Consider the following 16,395-nt stretch of genomic DNA (forward strand, 5'->3'; position numbering starts at 1 on the left):
AAGAAAAGGGCGAAAAGCGATTGACATTGCTGCGCCCTTTTTCTATAATGTTATTTGTTGCTGATTGATTTCAACAGCTTAGGCGAAGTGAGCATTCGCTGAAAATTATTTGTTCCAGTAGCTCAGCCGGATAGAGCATTCGCCTTCTAAGCGAACGGTCGGGGGTTCGAATCCCTCCTGGAACGTTATATTATCGTGCATTGCACTAGCAGATCGTTAGGAATCTTGATTCCTAACGATTTTTTTTGATAAATTTTTAAAAACCACTTTTTTCAAACGTCACTTTTACCACAAATCAGCAGCACGGTGCTTTTCTTTTGCAAACAACCTATTAACTAATTATCTAAAACATCATTAATTATCACATATAGTTTTAACTGCTAAATAAATATGATATTATCCTCTCAAAGAGCGGCTTAATTACAAAGATCGTTTATGGTTTCCCATAATCCCGTAGCTTCACATTTTTAGATATTATACTTCTCGAACACAACTAACAAAATTTATTCCATAGGAGGAATTTTGATGGAAGAATGTCCTTTTTGCCGCATCGTCTCTGGAAAAATAAAAAGCCATGTAATCCATGAAGATGACAGTGTTTGCGCCTTCCTTGATCATGCCAAAGACGTGGATTATCATATGCTGGTTATTCCTAAAAAACATTACACCAGTATTTTAGATTGCGACCCCGTTCTTCTTGCTCACCTCATTCAAACGGTTCAAAAAATAGCAGATCATTGTGTCACTCGCTTAGGATTTGATGGGATTAATTTGCTAAGCGCAGCAAATCAAGCAGCGGGTCAATCAGTCCCTCACTTTCATCTTCATTTGATTCCGAGAAAAAAATGTGACGGTATCAATGCGTGGCCCACATTCAATGGAGCAGCGCTCTCTTTAGAGGAAGCAGCGGCATTTTTGACCTCTGAAACAGATAGTAAGGGAGATTAAACAAAACTCAGTAGACTAAATCTTGCTTAAAAGCGCTTCTTAAAATACTTGATAATACTTGACTTGTTCTGCTAGCTGATCAGCTGGTAGAGCACCATCCAGTACATAGTCGGCTGTTTCAGCAATGATCTGTTCGTGTAAAACAAATAGCTCTCTTGCATAGGAAAGATAAGTATCTGCCCAAGTCAAAATCGCTTCTTTTGATTCGTTCGTATAATCCCGTTTAATCTGACGAGCAAAAGCAATATCTAGTGGTGTTTTCAAATAAATCACCGTATCGATCAACTGACGCAAATCTTGGTGCTCATATCCGAAGGGAAAGTCCACAAAAATGATTGGTTGAATGCTCATCGCTCTCTTCAAATCTTTCAGTAGCAGACTGATGTCATATTGATTGATCGCTGCGCGGGGATCTTGTAAAAAATAATCAAAAGATGGTGCTGAGGGCAATGCATCGATACTATAATCATCAAAGGAGATCACTATTCCATCTGCCAATCTACTCAATTCACGAACCAATGTCGTTTTGCCCGACGCTGTAACGCCACTCACTACAACTACTTTCCCTCTCTTCATAAAGTCCCTCCTCTGTCGTACCTTCAGTATAACACGCTTACCCAATCCGTTTTCATATCCTCCTCCTGCAAAAATTATGCTATGCTTAACAAGAACAAAGAAAGCAGGTGTCCTATGGAGATAACGGTACATATCGCAAGTGGGTTTAGTAAAAATCAAACGGGTGGCAACAAGGCTGGAGTCGTCTTGTTGGAACAGCCTCTTACGCCACAACAAAAGTTAGCCGTCGCAAAAGAGTTAGGCTTTTCAGAAACAGCTTTTTTATCGAAATCCCCGCAGGCCGATTTCCGATTTGACTATTTTACGCCAAAAGAAGAAGTTGACTTATGCGGACATGCAACAATTGCCTCCTTTGCACTATTATCGTATCTAAACAAACTTTCCAAGCAACAGTATCGCATCGACACCAACGCCGGACGTTTGTCGATCACCATCAAAGACGGTGTCATTTTCATGGAACAGAACAAACCACTGTTTTCAGATGTACTTTCACTAGAACAATTAACTGACTGTTTTGATACCAATGCTATCAATGATCAAATTCCTATTCAAATCGTTTCTACTGGATTAAAGGATATCCTTATTCCAATCAAAACAACGGCCCAGTTGCAGCAAGTTGCACCTAATTTTGAGGAAATAAAAAAAGTAAGTGCGCTTCAACAAGTAGTTGGCATGCACTTATATGCAATGGAAAAAGAACGAATCGTTTGTCGTAACTTTGCTCCATTGTTTGACATCAATGAAGAATCTGCCACAGGCACTTCCAATGCCGCCTTGGCTTGCTTCTTGTATCAAAAGTGTGCCCTCGAAAAAGAAGTGTATCGCTTTGAACAAGGCAGCAATTTAGGTGAACCTTCTGAAATCTTTGTCAAACTCGTTACGACTTCGCGAAAGGAAATCCAACATGTTTACGTTGGGGGCAGAGGGCATTTTTGCGAGACAGTAACCATCGACACCGATACACTGGCATAATCACGACAATTTGGGGCTGATCTTCAATCAGCCTTTTTTCTTTTCCTCTTCACACATCACGTTCTTTTTTCCATAGCAGCCCATCAGTACCTCGAATACTAGTTTTCTCATAAAAAAAGAACCCAATTCGGGTTCTTTCCTTCACATTGTTTTCTATGGCTTACCAACGAGTTCTGCTAACAGCTCACTGACTTTAGGCAGTGGCTCGTTTTGTAGCGCTGCTACGATTTTTGAACCGATCACTACCCCCTCACACACACTGGCAAAGCGCTGCACATCTGCGTGGGTCGAGACCCCGAAACCAGCTAATACTGGAATCGGACTTTTTTCCGAAATGGCTTGCAAATGCTGATCCAGCTGTTCGTTGTATTGGCGATCTTCTCCAGTGACACCGTTCACTGTCACAGCATAAACGAATCCTTCCGCGTCTTCGATCAGCGTCTGAATTCTGTCTGGAGGACTGGTCAAAGAGACCAGTGTGATCAGCGCGAGATCCGCCGCATCAAAAGTAGGGGTTACTAGTGATCGATGTTCAAAAGGTAAATCTGGAATAATCAACCCTTTCACATTTGTCGCTTTTAACTCATTTGCTAACTGTTCAATCCCATAATGAAAGAATGAATTGGCATACCCCATCAATACCAGTGGAACCTCGGAATGGATGGTTTGCAGCAAAGCAATGATCTTTTTTAAAGTGGTCCCATTGGCTAATGCCTGCATTCCAGCTGCTTGGATGACCGCTCCATCTGCGACTGGGTCTGAAAAGGGCACGCCGATTTCAATGGCCGCTGCGCCATGTGTCGTCAACAGTTCGATTTCTGCTGGCAGGCGTTCCAGTCCGTTGGCACCCGCCATAATATAAGGAACAAATAGTGGCTTGCCTTGTTTTTGGCGCTCCTTTAGTTTCATCGTCAATGTTTTGCTGGTCATTTCGCTGCTCCTTTCCGGTCTTTGATTTGTTGAACATCTTTGTCCCCTCGCCCAGACAAGCAGATCACTAAGCGTTCTTCGGGTGTCATGATTGGGGCTAGCTTTAGGGCATAGGCAACGGCATGAGCACTTTCCAAAGCAGGAATAATGCCTTCGATTTGAGACAAGAGATAAAAGGCGTCAACGGCTTCTTCATCAGTGACAGCGAAATACTCCGCTCGCTCAATCTCCTTCAAGTAAGAATGCTCGGGACCGACCCCTGGATAATCCAAACCAGCTGAAATCGAATAAGGTTCGATCACTTGCCCATCATCGTCTTGCAGCAGATGCATTTTGGTACCATGTAAAATACCGATACTGCCTTTCGTCAAGGTCGCCGCATGCTCAGTAGTATCCACACCTTTCCCAGCTGCTTCAACGCCAATCAAACGAACGGTCTGATCATCGATAAAAGGGTAAAACATTCCCATCGCATTGCTGCCGCCGCCAACACAAGCAACGACTGTCGTCGGTAGTCGTCCTTCTTTTTCTAATAGTTGCCGTCGTGTCTCACTGCCAATCACACTTTGAAAATCTCGAACGATCTCTGGAAAAGGATGCGGACCGAGTACGGAACCCATCACGTAATGGGTGTCCTCGACGGTTGCGACCCAGTAACGCAGCGCTTCATTGACAGCATCTTTCAATGTCTGATTGCCTGAAGTGACTGAAACCACTTTTGCTCCCAACAATTCCATTCGAAAGACGTTTAGTGCTTGCCGCTGAACATCTACCGCACCCATAAAAATCGTGCATTCCATACCGAACAACGCGGCCGCAGTCGCTGTGGCGACGCCATGCTGTCCAGCACCTGTCTCCGCTACCACTTTCTTTTTCCCCATCCGCTTTGCTAATAACACTTGCCCTAGCGCATTATTGATTTTATGGGCGCCCGTATGATTCAAATCTTCTCGCTTCAGATAAATTTTGGCACCGCCTAAGTGTTGTGACAAGCGCTGTGCATGATAAAGGGGGGTCTCTCTTCCTACATACTCTTGCAAATATTCCTGTAATTCTACTTGAAAACTTGCGTCCGCTTGTGCTTCACGATAGACAGTTTCCAATTGCTTGACTGCATACATCAATGTCTCTGGCACAAACTGCCCGCCAAAAGAACCATAAAAACCTGCTTCTGTGGGGTATTGGGTCATTTTATCTTCTCCTTTACTAAGTAAATAAATTGTTCGATTTTCCGACTGTCTTTCTTCCCCTGGGTTTCAACGCCTGAAGAAACATCGACAGCATAAGGCCTAAAAAGTTGGATCGCCTCTTCTACATTTTCCGCGTGCAAACCGCCAGCAATAAAAAATCGCTCAGACAACGGTAACGGTTTTCTCGCCGCTTTTTGCCAATCAAAGGATTGGCCGTTGCCGCCAGCATAAGGGTGATCTCTTACTGGAGCGTCCAATAACCCAAAATCTGCATCGCAGCTTAGGAAATCTTGTTCTAAAGTCTCTGCTTCTCCATCAAAGGCTTGGATCACTGCGATCTTTTGATGCGCAAAAATGCCTGTCTGGATGGCTGTTTGCAAAGATGGCAGAACCTTTCCATGGAGCTGAATCGCTGTCAGCTGGGCGGCTTGAATTGCCGCTTGCACTTCTTCAAAACTTGGAGAAACGAAAACCCCGACTTTCCCTACATTTTGGGGTACTTGCTCCGTTATCTTGCGGACTTGTGTCGGATCGATTCTCCGACGGCTTTCGGCAAAAACAAAGCCAAGGTAATCTGCTCCTGCACTGATGGCAGTTTCGACATGCAGCCGTTCGGTGAGTCCACAAATTTTCACTTTGGTCATCGGCGGCTCACCTGCAAATCTGCAGCTGTTTCAGCAATTCGATTGCTTCTCATCAACGTTTCTCCAACGAGGACTCCATGATAAAACGGTGCAAGCTGCAGCACATCGGAGGCAGTTCGAATACCAGATTCACTGATGTAAACCGCCTCTGACGGCTGAGGTGCTAAAGCAACACTGACATCCAAGGAAACGTCAAAGGTTTTTAGGTCACGATTGTTGACGCCGATGATTTTGGCCCCTAAGGCTTGGGCTTGTTGAAATTCAGCCGCATTATGAGTCTCAACGAGTACTTCCAACCCTAGTGCTATTGCCTCTTGATGAAGTATGGCTAAGCGTTCTGGTTTTAAAGCGGCCACGATCAATAAAACAATACTGGCACCCGCATTCTTGGCGCGAATCAATTGTTTTCTGTCGATAATAAAGTCTTTGCATAGTATAGGCACCGAAACGGCATTACTGACTGCTTCAAGATCTGCCAGCGAGCCTTTAAAAAACTGCTGGTCGGTCAAAACGGAAATCCCGCTGACACCCGCGGCTTCATAAGCTTGCGCTTGTGTGACTGGGTCGATTCCTTGGTTGATGTCTCCTTTTGAGGGTGAAGTACGCTTGATTTCAGCAATGAGGTGCATTTTTTGTGGTCGGTCCTTGACTTGCTGATAAAATGATGGACGCTTGGTTACGACCTTTTCGATTTCTTGTGGCATCGCGGCAACTTCTTCAACTTTTTTCTGGATGATCGTTTCTAAAAAATCCATGATTCTCCTCCTTACAGCTTTCGTAGTTAATGGCTATTTGACTGACGAATCAGCATCTGCAGTTTGTCGTAGGCCGCGCCCGAAGCGATACACGCTCGTGCCATCGCAAAGCCTTCCGCTAGGGTGGCGGCTTTGCCGTTGGTATAAAAGCCTAACCCTGCATTTAAGACCACTGTCTCTAGATAAACGGAAGGGTGATTTTTCAAAACTGCTGTTAAGATCGCGGCGTTTTGAGCCGCATCTCCGCCGACGATCGCCTCGATCGGTGCTGGCGTAAAGCCATACGCTTGCGGATCCAAAGAAAAATTCCTCACCTTTCCTTCGTGATAAAAACTGATCGCCGTTTCACCTGCCAAATTGGCTTCATCCATCCCATTACATCCATGGATCACCATTGCTCGTTGCCGACCAAGACTGCCTAACGCCTGAGCGGTGTCTACCAAGCTCTCGCCAGCGTAAGTACCGATCAGTTGCGTAGTCAACGGAACAGGATTGATTAAAGGGCCTAATAGATTAAAAATCGTTGGTGTCGCTAATTCTTGCCGTATTTTCATCACTGCTTTCATGCCCGGATGCAACGACGGGGCGAAGAGAAAAGCGATGCCGACTGTCGCTAATAGATCGGCGATTTTTTCTGGTGATGCTTGAATTGCCACCCCCAAGCATGCTAAGACATCGGCACTGCCTGAACGACTAGAGATACTGCGATTGCCGTGTTTTGCCATCGTGATTCCCCCAGCTGCTAAAACGAAGGCAGCCGTAGTGGAGACATTAAAACTATTGGCGTGGTCGCCACCAGTGCCGCAATTGTCCATGGTGTCTCCTCCTTCATAAGGAATGGTCACGGCATGCTCTAACATAATTTCTGCTAAAGCAGTCAATTCGGCAGCTGTGATGCCGTTGATCTTCATCGCAACTAATGCTGCGCCCAATTGACTTTCTGAAAACACCCCGCTTAAAATTCCTTGAGCAAAGTGACGCATCTCCTGATAACTTAAATGACGGCCATTAAATAATTGCTGAGTGATTTGTTGCGGCGGCTGCTTTTTTAGTGCTTGCATTAAAGATTCCTCCTTTTTTCATCTTGTGTTTTTTCTGTATTATCCGAGACGAGTTTAAGAAACTGTTCTATGAAAAATGCCCCCTCGTTTGTTCCCATTGATTCTGGATGGAATTGGAGTCCTACGATTGGTTTTTCGCGATGCTGAATCGCCATGATGATCCCTTCTGTTTCAGCCAACACCTCAAATTCCGCTGAAAGTGTCGCTGGCTCAATGACAAGCGAGTGATAGCGCATGACAGTCATGTCTCCTAGGTAGGTTTCGAATACGCCTTTTTTCTGATACGTAAGGGTCGATTGCTTGCCGTGCATAATAGCTGGTGCTTGGACCACTTTGGCACCAAACGCTTCACCAATGGCTTGATGACCTAAGCAGATGCCTAAAAGCGGCTTGCTATCATGGTATGTTTTGATCAAAGAAATCATGAATCCTGCCTCTTCGGGACGGCCTGGTCCCGGGGAAAAAATGATGGCATCTGCTTCTTTAGCAACAATAAAAAGCTCTGGATCGTCATTTCGCAAGACGATCGTATCCGCTGGACATTGCTGGACTAAGTTATACGTAAAGGAATCATAATTATCGACTAGTAAAATCATTGGCTGACACCTCCAATAGTGCTTTGGCTTTGTGTAATGTCTCTTGGTATTCAGATGAGGGATCAGAATCATAAACGATCCCCGCCCCTGCTTGGACATAAGCGATCTCGTCTTTCAATACCAATGTCCGAATCCCGATGGCAAAATCCGCTTGATCATTTCGTGAAAAATAACCAACTGCACCAGCATAGACACCTCTTCGAACAGCTTCCCACTGATAGATGCGAGTCATGGCACGAATCTTTGGTGCCCCGCTGACCGTGCCTGCTGGCAGGGTTGCTTTCAAGGCATCCATTGCCGTCACACCTGCTCTGCGCTTGGCAGCCACTACCGAAACGATATGCATGACATAGCGGTATTTCTCGATCACCATGTATAAAGGAACATGAACCGTGCCATGTTCAGCGATTCGTCCCAAATCATTGCGCCCCAGATCGATCAGCATTTGGTGCTCTGCACGTTCTTTTTCATCTGCTAATAATTCCGCCGCCAAAGCTTCGTCTTCTGCTTTGGTTGCCCCTCGTTTGCGGGTACCAGCGATTGGATTTGTGGTGATCGTTGTTCCTTGAACCCGAATCAAGCTTTCAGGTGAACTGCCGATCACTTTGAATCCGTGATCGAAATCAAGATAATAGAGGTAGGCAGACGGATTCGTCACTCGCAGTTTTCGGTAATAGTCAAAAGGATCTTGTGTAAATGCTGCTTGCAGACGTTGGGAAGGAACCACTTGAAACATATCCCCTGCCGTAATTCGGGCTTTTGCCTCACGAACGATCGTTTCATAGGCATGTTGGGTAACATTACTTGTAAAATGCAGCTTTTCATTCGATAACCCACGGGTCTCAGCTGCGACCGGTGTCCTTAATTGCTGCTGCACCGCTTGGAGTACCTGCTCCATCTCGGTGGTCCCCCTTTGGCTGTAGCAATTTTCAAGGATGATCGTCAAGGTTTCCTTTTGATGGTCCAGAACGAGAAAAGTTTCAAAAAGCCAAAAGGCCATATCAGGCACCTGCAATTCATCTGCGGGCAGTTGTCCAATATCTTCATAGCAAGCTGCGATATCATAGCCCGCATACCCGATCGCCCCACTTTGCAGCGGTAGATTCGGTAAAGCGCTAATTTCCTTTTTGACTACATACCCTTCCATTTCTTTTAAAGGATCCTGACACGGGTACTTGTTGACCGTTTTTTCCAAAAGATCCTCTACTTGAAAAACACCATCCTTAAAGGTCAGTTTCTGAACAGGATCAAAAGTGAGGATCGAATAGCGTCCCGTATCTTCTTCTCTGGGAATACTTTCCAGTAAACATTTATGCGCCCCTTGAATCCGTAAAAACACTGAGACAGGTGTCAAACAATCGCTGTTGATTCGTTCCATTCGATACATAAGCTGCTCCTTTCTTTGTAAACAAAAAGCCCTCAAGCAAACATCATAAAAACGTCTGCTTGAGGGCGAATGACCGCGGTACCACCTCAATTGAAAGTTGCCTAAAAAAACAACTTCTTCTCTATCAACCGTCTAACAACGGTCTTCCTCTATAACGGGAGTTCCCGCATTTTCCTACTGCCAAAAAAGGGTTCAAAAAATGATCGGCTAAGGCCATTTCCTTGATTTTTTGGTATCGGACTCTCATCACCGCCGACTTTCTGTAACCAAAAAAGACTCAAGTACTTCTCTTAGTTTGATTTTACGTTTATTTTTTTTATTGGTTGAAGGGCAAGAAAAACAAAAAAGCCCTCATGCAAACAAACTCGTCTGCATGAGGGCGATTACTCACGGTGCCACCTCAATTGGTTCTCTAGATCGTCTATCAACGATCGTTCTCTGTAACGGGAGATCCCGAAAAAAGCCTACTGATTTCAGCCTTTCGACACAAAAGTCCATTTCTGAAGCGTCAATCTGCTGATTTACACCACCATCAGCTCTCTGCAAGACGAACGTCCTCATACTTCTCTTTTGTTTGGTCTTTACTAGTTATTGGTAGCTATATTACGTGGCTTTTACTGTTCTGTCAACAGAAAAAAGCAAATTTTCTTTTTTTGTCTCCTTTTGACAATACAAGAAAACAACCTGCAATGGGTTGCCTTAAACAAAATAAAAAGACATTCTTTAGGATAAAAATCTCCTTCACTTCTTTCAGCGTACTTAATTATAGCTGCTACTCCATTTAAATAATATTCGTTTTTTTATAACCCTTACGTGAAGATCAAAGAGTGAAAACTTTGCTATAATTTTGACAAAAAATCGACATTTTCCCAAAATTTTCATAACATCATGAAAAAACAGAATTGTTATTTGAAATATTCTTCTATATGATTGAACCGAATGTAAGAAAGGGTGATTAAATGCACATAGACAAATTATATTTTTCCACCTTTATTTATAAAATGAGTTGCTTAGAATTTACTTACTCTCTCATTCAATCCAATGAGAAAAAAGTCGAATTATCCGAGGAAGAACAAGCAGAAATTGAATGGATCATCAATTCTGCGCTCCATCGAAAACTCTACGCCTCTCGCAAAAAGAGTCTTTTTTCCTCAAAAATAAAATTGTCGAAAGAAAGTTATTCTATGTATTTGCGTATGAAGAAATACGAACACATGATAGACCTCTAACCGTTAAAACACATAAAACAAACGCATTCCTTTAGACAGTTACTCAGAAGGTTGCCGATCCCATCTTTTTTAATAAAAAAAACATCATCCAGTGAATTGGAAATAGCAAAACTTGCCTTTTTCGTATAAAATCAAAAAGAACACGAAAGAGTTGTCTTTCATCAAAACAGTCAATGTGACTATTTTGACCTTCAAGACTCGGAAAGGAAGTTTTTGTCATGGATGGGATGATGAAAAAAATCATTACGGAGAAGGATTTATTACGTCAGATCCTTCTCTTGGAACAACTGGCGAATCACAAAATGATCACTGCCAAGCAACTAGCAAAATTGATCGATACGACGGAACGAACGGTTTTTTCTGATATAACCTATATTCGTCAACAATTACCCGAAGGTTGGCAGATTGAAGCCGCCAGTAATGGCTTTGCTTTGACCCATGATGGGCCATTGTTGATGAGTCAGCTATGGGAAACGTTTTTCCCTCAATCAATCGGTGTTTCTTTAATGAAAGCATTGCTTTTTTCCAGCGAACTTAGCACGCAAGAAATTCTTGGCCAAGCGGGAACTTCCTATGAAACTTTGCGGCGGCATATTACAAAATTAAATAAAAGTTTGACGGATTTTTCCTTACGGATTCGCATCACAAATCGCGTGATCCGCTTTGAAGGAAGTGAGATCAATATTCGGGTCTTTTTCCATCGACTTTTACTGCCTTATACCCATAACAATTACTTTTTTGAGGAATATACAATTCATGAGTCCCACTATCAACATTTTTTACAGCGTCTGGGCAAAGATAAACTCCAAATCGACGTAGAACAAATCTTCGGTACTTGCTGGTTTTTTATCAATACAATCCGTATCAAGGCCAATTGCCGCATGGATTCCTTCGAATTTAATGGGGATGATCCCCTCTACGGTCTTTTCCAACAGCCATTAAGTTATCTCTACCAAAAAGAAGGCGTATATTTAGAATGCAGCGAACACTTCTTTAGCTTCTACTGTTTTTTAGAAAGCTGGAACTACAATAACGATTGGTCCCAAACGATTCAAGCGACTCTTGAAACGTATCAAACCATTCACGATAAAACGACCCATTTTGTCGAACAATTAGCCCGCTCGTTGCAGCTACCTCTCGCTAGCGGGACGCAGCTGATTGAGAATCTGTTGCTGCTCTTGATCAAAACGCAAGAGTCTGCCAAACTCTCAGAATGGTTTGGGTTAGAATTTCACGAGATCCAGCGCTTGAATCAGCCCTATTCGCTACCGATAGAAGCAACGATCCATGACTTTTTAGAAGAACAGACAAACAGTCAAAGGGAAACGAGTTTTCCTTTATGGTCAACCACCACCTTGTTGATCCAACAGGCTATTTTACAAATCAACCCTATCCGGGCAAAGGGATACTTTATCTTTCAAGGGGAGCCAGCATGGAAAGCTTACCTTATGCAAGAATTGAATGACTTTCTCGGAGCACGTATTCTACTATCGACGATCGAACCAGGTCAACTAGAAGGGCTATCGGCAACCGACGTTGATTTTGTTTTGTCAAACTTCCCATTAGATGATGCCCCTGTCCCAGTCTTTTATTTATCGATGGTACCGACCAAAAATGAGCTCAATCAAGTGACTGAGCTCATTCAAACCTATTATTTAAGTTATCACTAGAATCATCAAGCTGCCTTTATTGTTTCACTGGGGCAGCTTTTTGACGTCCTTGCAGCTTGTTTGTAATAAATTTCTCACCTTCGACGACTGTGAAAAGAAGTGCCCCGTTGGCTGCAATACTCAACTGCTGCATCAGCGTCAAAGAACCAATCCCTAAAAGCTGGTGTCCGATAGGTGTTAGGAAAATCGCTGCCTGCAATACAATCAGTAGTGCCAGGGAGACTAAGAGTGCTTTATTGGCAAAGAGTTGGCGATTCAACGCCGGCTTTACCAGCTCACGACAGTTCAGTAAGTAGACTGCTTGAGCAAAGACGATACTTTGCAGTAGCATGCTTTGTTGAAGGACCGTTCCTTCAAACTGAATCGCTAAGACGTAGGAAGGAATCATGATTAACAGCGAGACATAGAAGATGCGGAACAGACTGTACCAAGATAAGATACCTTCTTTGATTGGCCGTGGTGGTCGATTCATGACATCCGCACTTGCCTTCTCAAAACCGAGTGCGTAAGAAAGCGTGATGGTTGTCACCATATTTACCCATAAAATTTGTACAGGTGTCAGTGGCAGTGGTCGGTTCAACAAGAGTGCCGCAATAACGATCAATCCTTGTGCAACAGCCGTTGGTAAGAAGAAGTTGATGGTTTTCTTCAAATTATCGTAGATCCGTCGACCCACTCGGACGGCATTGGCGATCGTATGAAAATTATCGTCTGCCAAAACCATATCGGCTGCTTGCTTGGTTACTTCACTGCCTTTGATCCCCATAGCGATCCCAATGTCGGCTTTTTTCAGCGCTGGTGCATCGTTTACACCATCGCCGGTCATTCCGACAATCTCTTCATTCGCCTGCAAAGCACTAACGATCCGTAATTTATGCTCTGGGGTCGTTCGAGCAAAGATATCTGTCTTTTGGACTGCTTGCTGCAACTCCTCCTCAGACAGCAGATCGATTTCCAGCCCTTCCAACACGTGATTCGTGTGCTTCAATCCAATTTGCTTGCCGATAGCTTGAGCGGTCTTGCCATGATCTCCTGTGATCATTTTGACTTGGATGCCCGCTTGCAAGCACTCTTTTACCGCTTTGATGGCACTGTCTTTCGGAGGATCAATGATGCCAGCGATCCCAACAAAGGTTAAATTGATGAGTGCTTCGTGGGACAAGGACTCCTGTGCCGACAGCGTCAGATGCGCAAAGCCGATCAGTCGCTGCCCTTTCGCTGCTAATTTTGCACTTTCATCTAACCACCATTGCTTTTGATCTGAAGTCAGTTGGCTTTTCTCAAGCAACACTTCGGGCGCACCCTTGACAAACACTACCGAGTCATTCGGCTCTTCTTGATTTTGATGGCGTGTTGCCATGTACTTGTAAGAGGAACTAAAAGGAATTTTATCGACTGTTTTACGCAATGGTTGCTGCGCTAATTCTGCGTATTGTAACAAGGCTTTTTCGGTTGGGTTTCCAACGAGTTCAGCCGCCTTTTGTCCTTCGTCTTGCTTCAAATCTTGACAATTTGCCATGATATCAAGCACCGTTGCTTTATCCACGTTTGACTCAACTAAGACATCGACGACCGTCATTTCATTTTTGGTCAAGGTTCCTGTTTTGTCTGAACAAATCACCGTCATGGCACCTAGTGTCTCCACTGATGGCATCGTTTTGATGATTGCTTGCTCCTCAGACATTTCCTTGACACCCATCGATAAAATCATGGTCAGCACGGCTGGCAAGCCCTCAGGAATCATTGCTACAACTAATGCGATACCTGATGAGAACAAGAGATCAAGATCAAAGCCGTAGCGGAAGGTAGTAAAGAAGATCAAGAAAATCACTAATCCGATAATGCCTTTAAAGATTTGGTGATTCAATTGCTTCATTTTTTTGATCAACGGGGTTTCTTGCGCTTTCACAGACTGAATTGCTTGATTGATCTGGCCGATTTGTGTATCGTCTCCTGTTTCAACGACGATCCCGCTGGCAGTTCCGCTTTCTACATGGGTACCAGAAAACGCCATGTTCCGCTGGTCACCAATCGTACTTTCTTGAGTAATGGGTTCAGTCATTTTTTGAACTGGCTCAGATTCGCCGGTTAAGATAGACTCTTCAATCACAAGATCATGGGTTTCGATCAAGCGCATATCTGCTGGTACGACATCTCCTGGTCCTAAAACGACTAAATCTCCGTTTACTAAGGAAGAAACAGCAATTTTCTTCTTGCGGCCATGAACATAAATTGTTGCTTCTTGCCCCATGAATTGCTTCAACCCATCCAGTGACTCTTGGGCTTTACGCTCTTGCCAGTAGCCGACTAATCCATTGATGACGACGACCGCCATAATAATGCCGCTTTCGATATAATCACCCGAAACCCCTTTTAAAACGGCTGCGACGATTAAGACCAACATCAGTAAGTCTGTAAAATGCTTGCCGACTTTCTTCCATGTAGGGATCTGCGCAGCCTCAGTAATTTTATTTTCACCTTGCTTTGCTAAACGCTGGTTGCGTTCTTCGGAGGAAAGGCCCTGCCGTGTTGTTTGCAACGTATGTAATAGTTCTTCTGTTGTGTTTTTGTACCAATTCATATTTTTTTCCTCCTTGTTTATTTATTTGATCTGAACATAGTATAAGACATTAAAACCATAAAATTCTGGCGATAATTTCAGTGGAGCCTGAAAAAAATGAGTGTTTTTATTAAAGGGGAAGGGCGGCTTCGTCCCGTGGTTTCACAAAACCAACAGAAAACGTTTGTTGATTGTTTTTGCAGGTGTAATCAAGTAAACTAAGACACACCCAATCAATTGCTATCTGTCCCCATCATCCAAAGGTAAGATAGAAGAAAGGAGCCAAATTAATGGCAATCTATACCGATACAAAAATCGCGCAAGGACCTTTTCTTTTCATTTCTGGTCAAACGCCGTCACAAGACGGGGCCACACCTGAGGACCCGCAAGAGCAAACAGCCATCGTTTTGAAGAAAATCGAAGAGCATTTATCAGCCAATCAACTGTCTTGGTCATCAGTGGTCAAAATGACCGTCTTTTTAACGGATGCTGCTTACTTAGCTGCTGTCCGTACGGCATTCACAACCATTTTGGCAGAAAACAAACCGGCCATGAGTCTCGTCATCGTTGCCGGCTTGGTTGCCCCTGAATTTAAAGTGGAGATTGAAGCACAAGCCACCTTGGCTTAAAAAGGCGCAACACCAAAAAACTTCGTACTGGCGATTGCCTTCCCTACGAAGTTTTTTGGTGTTTGCTTCTTATTTGGTTGGAAAATCAGTGACTTCTGAAGGAGCTGATCCGGTCTTTTTTTGCCACTGCTCCACAAAGCCGGCGATGGCTTGAGCAATCTGTTGAGCATTAATCAAGGTTCGCTTTTTTTCCATCGCTTCTGCCAAGGAAACTGGTCCTTGTTGGATACTGAAGACTGTTGGAAGCAATTGCGACAGTTCACCGAGACGTTCGGTTCGGGAGCCACAGATTGCAACAATTGGGAGTTGGCGTTTTTGAGCGATCAAAGCGACACCATAGGGTACTTTCCCCCTAGCTGTTTGGCCATCGATACGACCTTCACCGGTGATCAATAAGTCTGCTCCTTTGATTTTTTCCTCAAATCCAATCAAGGAAGCAATCGTCGAAAATCCCGGAACCAACTGACCACCTGCCAAATAAACCGCACCACCAAGGCCCCCAGCTGCACCAGCACCAGGGACTTCCAAATCGATCCCCGTGGTCCGCTTGATGTGTTCAGCCAAACGCTTTGCTTGTTGATCCAACTGCTGGATCGTTTCTTTGGTTGCCCCTTTCTGTGAACCAAAAACTGACGCAAATCCTTGTTCACCTGAATAAGGATTTGTTACATCGGCTAAAGCAAACAGGTCAATTTGTGCAAGCAGAGGGTTCAACTGGCTGAGCTCCAGAGATTCTGCCTGTAGCAAAGGATTGTTTTCCATTCGCACGTTTCTTTGAATGGTTGCTCCTAACGCAAGTAAAAAGCCTACGCCCCCATCAGAAGTGCCGCTACCGCCAAGGGTCAGGTAAATTTTTTTCACTCCTTGTCTGCAAGCTGCTAAGACCATTTGGCCTAAACCAAAAGAAGAGCTATTGCGGGTGGTCTCGTCACTAGGTTCCACGAGTTGCAATCCGATCACTTCCGCAGATTCAATCAAAGCGATTTTTTCTTCATTGATTTTTGTGACCAACATACGGGCTTGCAACTTACCACCTAATGGGTCGGTCACTGGAACCGTTTCGTAATTGCCTCCAAACGCAGCAAAAACTGCTGCCATCGAGCCTTCTCCCCCATCAGCGATGGGAATACTACATTTTTCCCACTGGTCTGAAAACCCGCTTAAGACCGCTTGATTTAATTCTGCGGAAGTGGCGCTTCCTTTGAAGGAATCAATCACTGCTACAATTTTCATCATTCTGCCTCTCCT

Annotated in this window: 14 protein-coding genes, 1 tRNA gene and 2 other annotated features; of the genes, 5 read left to right on the forward strand and 10 right to left on the reverse strand. The window is 44.1% G+C overall.

Annotated elements, in window-relative coordinates; all coding sequences use genetic code 11:
• Positions 1-111 precede the first annotated feature (111 nt).
• Together IGJ74_RS11255 and IGJ74_RS11260 are read left to right on the forward strand one after the other, a co-directional pair.
• Positions 112-185, forward strand: a tRNA-Arg gene (locus IGJ74_RS11255).
• A gap of 340 nt (positions 186-525) precedes the next feature.
• Positions 526-948 (forward strand): HIT family protein, encoded by a 423-nt coding sequence (locus IGJ74_RS11260; RefSeq protein WP_005235304.1) that lies wholly within the window; start codon positions 526-528, stop codon positions 946-948.
• A gap of 39 nt (positions 949-987) precedes the next feature.
• Here the strand turns inward: IGJ74_RS11260 and IGJ74_RS11265 are convergent, their stop codons facing one another.
• The gene (locus IGJ74_RS11265) at positions 988-1,524 is read right to left on the reverse strand and encodes an AAA family ATPase (RefSeq protein ID WP_016620458.1); all 537 of its coding nucleotides are present in this window, start codon (positions 1,522-1,524) and stop codon (positions 988-990) included.
• Between the two features lie 114 nt (positions 1,525-1,638).
• Between IGJ74_RS11265 and IGJ74_RS11270 the strand changes: the two genes are divergently transcribed.
• The gene (locus IGJ74_RS11270; protein WP_034872250.1) at positions 1,639-2,496 is read left to right on the forward strand and encodes a PhzF family phenazine biosynthesis protein; all 858 of its coding nucleotides are present in this window, start codon (positions 1,639-1,641) and stop codon (positions 2,494-2,496) included.
• Positions 2,497-2,649: 153 nt separating this feature from the next.
• Here the strand turns inward: IGJ74_RS11270 and trpA are convergent, their stop codons facing one another.
• From trpA to trpE, 7 genes are read right to left on the reverse strand one after another with little or no spacing between them, the layout of a single operon-like run.
• The gene (trpA, locus tag IGJ74_RS11275) at positions 2,650-3,426 is read right to left on the reverse strand and encodes a tryptophan synthase subunit alpha (RefSeq protein ID WP_005235298.1); all 777 of its coding nucleotides are present in this window, start codon (positions 3,424-3,426) and stop codon (positions 2,650-2,652) included.
• Positions 3,423-4,616, reverse strand: coding sequence for a tryptophan synthase subunit beta (trpB, locus tag IGJ74_RS11280; protein WP_016613400.1), 1,194 nt, complete (start codon positions 4,614-4,616; stop codon positions 3,423-3,425). Before trpB ends, trpA begins: the two co-directional genes overlap by 4 nt.
• Complete coding sequence (locus IGJ74_RS11285) at positions 4,613-5,260, reverse strand: phosphoribosylanthranilate isomerase (RefSeq protein WP_008378521.1); 648 nt, start codon at positions 5,258-5,260, stop codon at positions 4,613-4,615. The genes trpB and IGJ74_RS11285 overlap by 4 nt, the downstream gene beginning before the upstream one ends.
• Entirely contained in the window at positions 5,257-6,015 is a 759-nt protein-coding gene (gene trpC, locus IGJ74_RS11290; RefSeq protein WP_016613402.1) for an indole-3-glycerol phosphate synthase TrpC, read from the reverse strand. The genes IGJ74_RS11285 and trpC overlap by 4 nt, the downstream gene beginning before the upstream one ends.
• Positions 6,016-6,041: 26 nt before the next feature.
• A complete protein-coding gene (gene trpD, locus IGJ74_RS11295) occupies positions 6,042-7,076 on the reverse strand; it encodes an anthranilate phosphoribosyltransferase (RefSeq protein ID WP_194188724.1) in 1,035 nt (344 codons plus the stop codon).
• Entirely contained in the window at positions 7,076-7,672 is a 597-nt protein-coding gene (locus tag IGJ74_RS11300) for an aminodeoxychorismate/anthranilate synthase component II (RefSeq protein WP_087663971.1), read from the reverse strand. Before IGJ74_RS11300 ends, trpD begins: the two co-directional genes overlap by 1 nt.
• Positions 7,653-9,059, reverse strand: a complete 1,407-nt coding sequence (gene trpE, locus IGJ74_RS11305) for an anthranilate synthase component I (protein WP_218192955.1) — start codon at positions 9,057-9,059, stop codon at positions 7,653-7,655. The genes IGJ74_RS11300 and trpE overlap by 20 nt, the downstream gene beginning before the upstream one ends.
• 58 nt (positions 9,060-9,117) lie before the next feature.
• Positions 9,118-9,364 (reverse strand) — a binding site (T-box leader).
• A gap of 67 nt (positions 9,365-9,431) precedes the next feature.
• Positions 9,432-9,644: a binding site (T-box leader), on the reverse strand.
• Positions 9,645-10,506: 862 nt separating this feature from the next.
• Between trpE and IGJ74_RS11310 the strand changes: the two genes are divergently transcribed.
• Positions 10,507-11,958 carry a helix-turn-helix domain-containing protein gene (locus IGJ74_RS11310; protein WP_218192954.1) on the forward strand — a complete coding sequence of 484 codons (1,452 nt, stop codon included), beginning with the start codon at positions 10,507-10,509 and terminating at the stop codon, positions 11,956-11,958.
• Positions 11,959-11,974: 16 nt separating this feature from the next.
• Here the strand turns inward: IGJ74_RS11310 and IGJ74_RS11315 are convergent, their stop codons facing one another.
• Positions 11,975-14,539: an HAD-IC family P-type ATPase gene (locus tag IGJ74_RS11315; RefSeq protein ID WP_086299354.1), complete on the reverse strand. Its 2,565-nt coding sequence runs from the start codon at positions 14,537-14,539 to the stop codon at positions 11,975-11,977.
• A gap of 269 nt (positions 14,540-14,808) precedes the next feature.
• Between IGJ74_RS11315 and IGJ74_RS11320 the strand changes: the two genes are divergently transcribed.
• On the forward strand, positions 14,809-15,147 hold the full coding sequence (locus IGJ74_RS11320) for a RidA family protein (protein ID WP_016613408.1): 339 nt from the start codon (positions 14,809-14,811) through the stop codon (positions 15,145-15,147).
• A gap of 69 nt (positions 15,148-15,216) precedes the next feature.
• Here the strand turns inward: IGJ74_RS11320 and IGJ74_RS11325 are convergent, their stop codons facing one another.
• Positions 15,217-16,383 carry a glycerate kinase family protein gene (locus IGJ74_RS11325; protein ID WP_194188310.1) on the reverse strand — a complete coding sequence of 389 codons (1,167 nt, stop codon included), beginning with the start codon at positions 16,381-16,383 and terminating at the stop codon, positions 15,217-15,219.
• Positions 16,384-16,395: the final 12 nt, after the last annotated feature.

The sequence above is a fragment of the Enterococcus sp. AZ009 genome (assembly GCF_050548785.1).
GTDB lineage: Bacteria > Bacillota > Bacilli > Lactobacillales > Enterococcaceae > Enterococcus_D > Enterococcus_D entomosocium.

Excerpts from the sequence above, each read along its gene's own strand:
- IGJ74_RS11260 (WP_005235304.1), top strand. The coding sequence starts at position 526 with ATGGAAGAATGTCCTTTTTGCCGCATCGTCTCTGGAAAAATAAAAAGC.
- IGJ74_RS11265 (WP_016620458.1), bottom strand. The coding sequence starts at position 1,524 with ATGAAGAGAGGGAAAGTAGTTGTAGTGAGTGGCGTTACAGCGTCGGGC.
- IGJ74_RS11270 (WP_034872250.1), top strand. The coding sequence starts at position 1,639 with ATGGAGATAACGGTACATATCGCAAGTGGGTTTAGTAAAAATCAAACG.
- trpA (WP_005235298.1), bottom strand. The coding sequence starts at position 3,426 with ATGACCAGCAAAACATTGACGATGAAACTAAAGGAGCGCCAAAAACAA.
- trpB (WP_016613400.1), bottom strand. The coding sequence starts at position 4,616 with ATGACCCAATACCCCACAGAAGCAGGTTTTTATGGTTCTTTTGGCGGG.
- IGJ74_RS11285 (WP_008378521.1), bottom strand. The coding sequence starts at position 5,260 with ATGACCAAAGTGAAAATTTGTGGACTCACCGAACGGCTGCATGTCGAA.
- trpC (WP_016613402.1), bottom strand. The coding sequence starts at position 6,015 with ATGGATTTTTTAGAAACGATCATCCAGAAAAAAGTTGAAGAAGTTGCC.
- trpD (WP_194188724.1), bottom strand. The coding sequence starts at position 7,076 with ATGCAAGCACTAAAAAAGCAGCCGCCGCAACAAATCACTCAGCAATTA.
- IGJ74_RS11300 (WP_087663971.1), bottom strand. The coding sequence starts at position 7,672 with ATGATTTTACTAGTCGATAATTATGATTCCTTTACGTATAACTTAGTC.
- trpE (WP_218192955.1), bottom strand. The coding sequence starts at position 9,059 with ATGTATCGAATGGAACGAATCAACAGCGATTGTTTGACACCTGTCTCA.
- IGJ74_RS11310 (WP_218192954.1), top strand. The coding sequence starts at position 10,507 with ATGGATGGGATGATGAAAAAAATCATTACGGAGAAGGATTTATTACGT.
- IGJ74_RS11315 (WP_086299354.1), bottom strand. The coding sequence starts at position 14,539 with ATGAATTGGTACAAAAACACAACAGAAGAACTATTACATACGTTGCAA.
- IGJ74_RS11320 (WP_016613408.1), top strand. The coding sequence starts at position 14,809 with ATGGCAATCTATACCGATACAAAAATCGCGCAAGGACCTTTTCTTTTC.
- IGJ74_RS11325 (WP_194188310.1), bottom strand. The coding sequence starts at position 16,383 with ATGATGAAAATTGTAGCAGTGATTGATTCCTTCAAAGGAAGCGCCACT.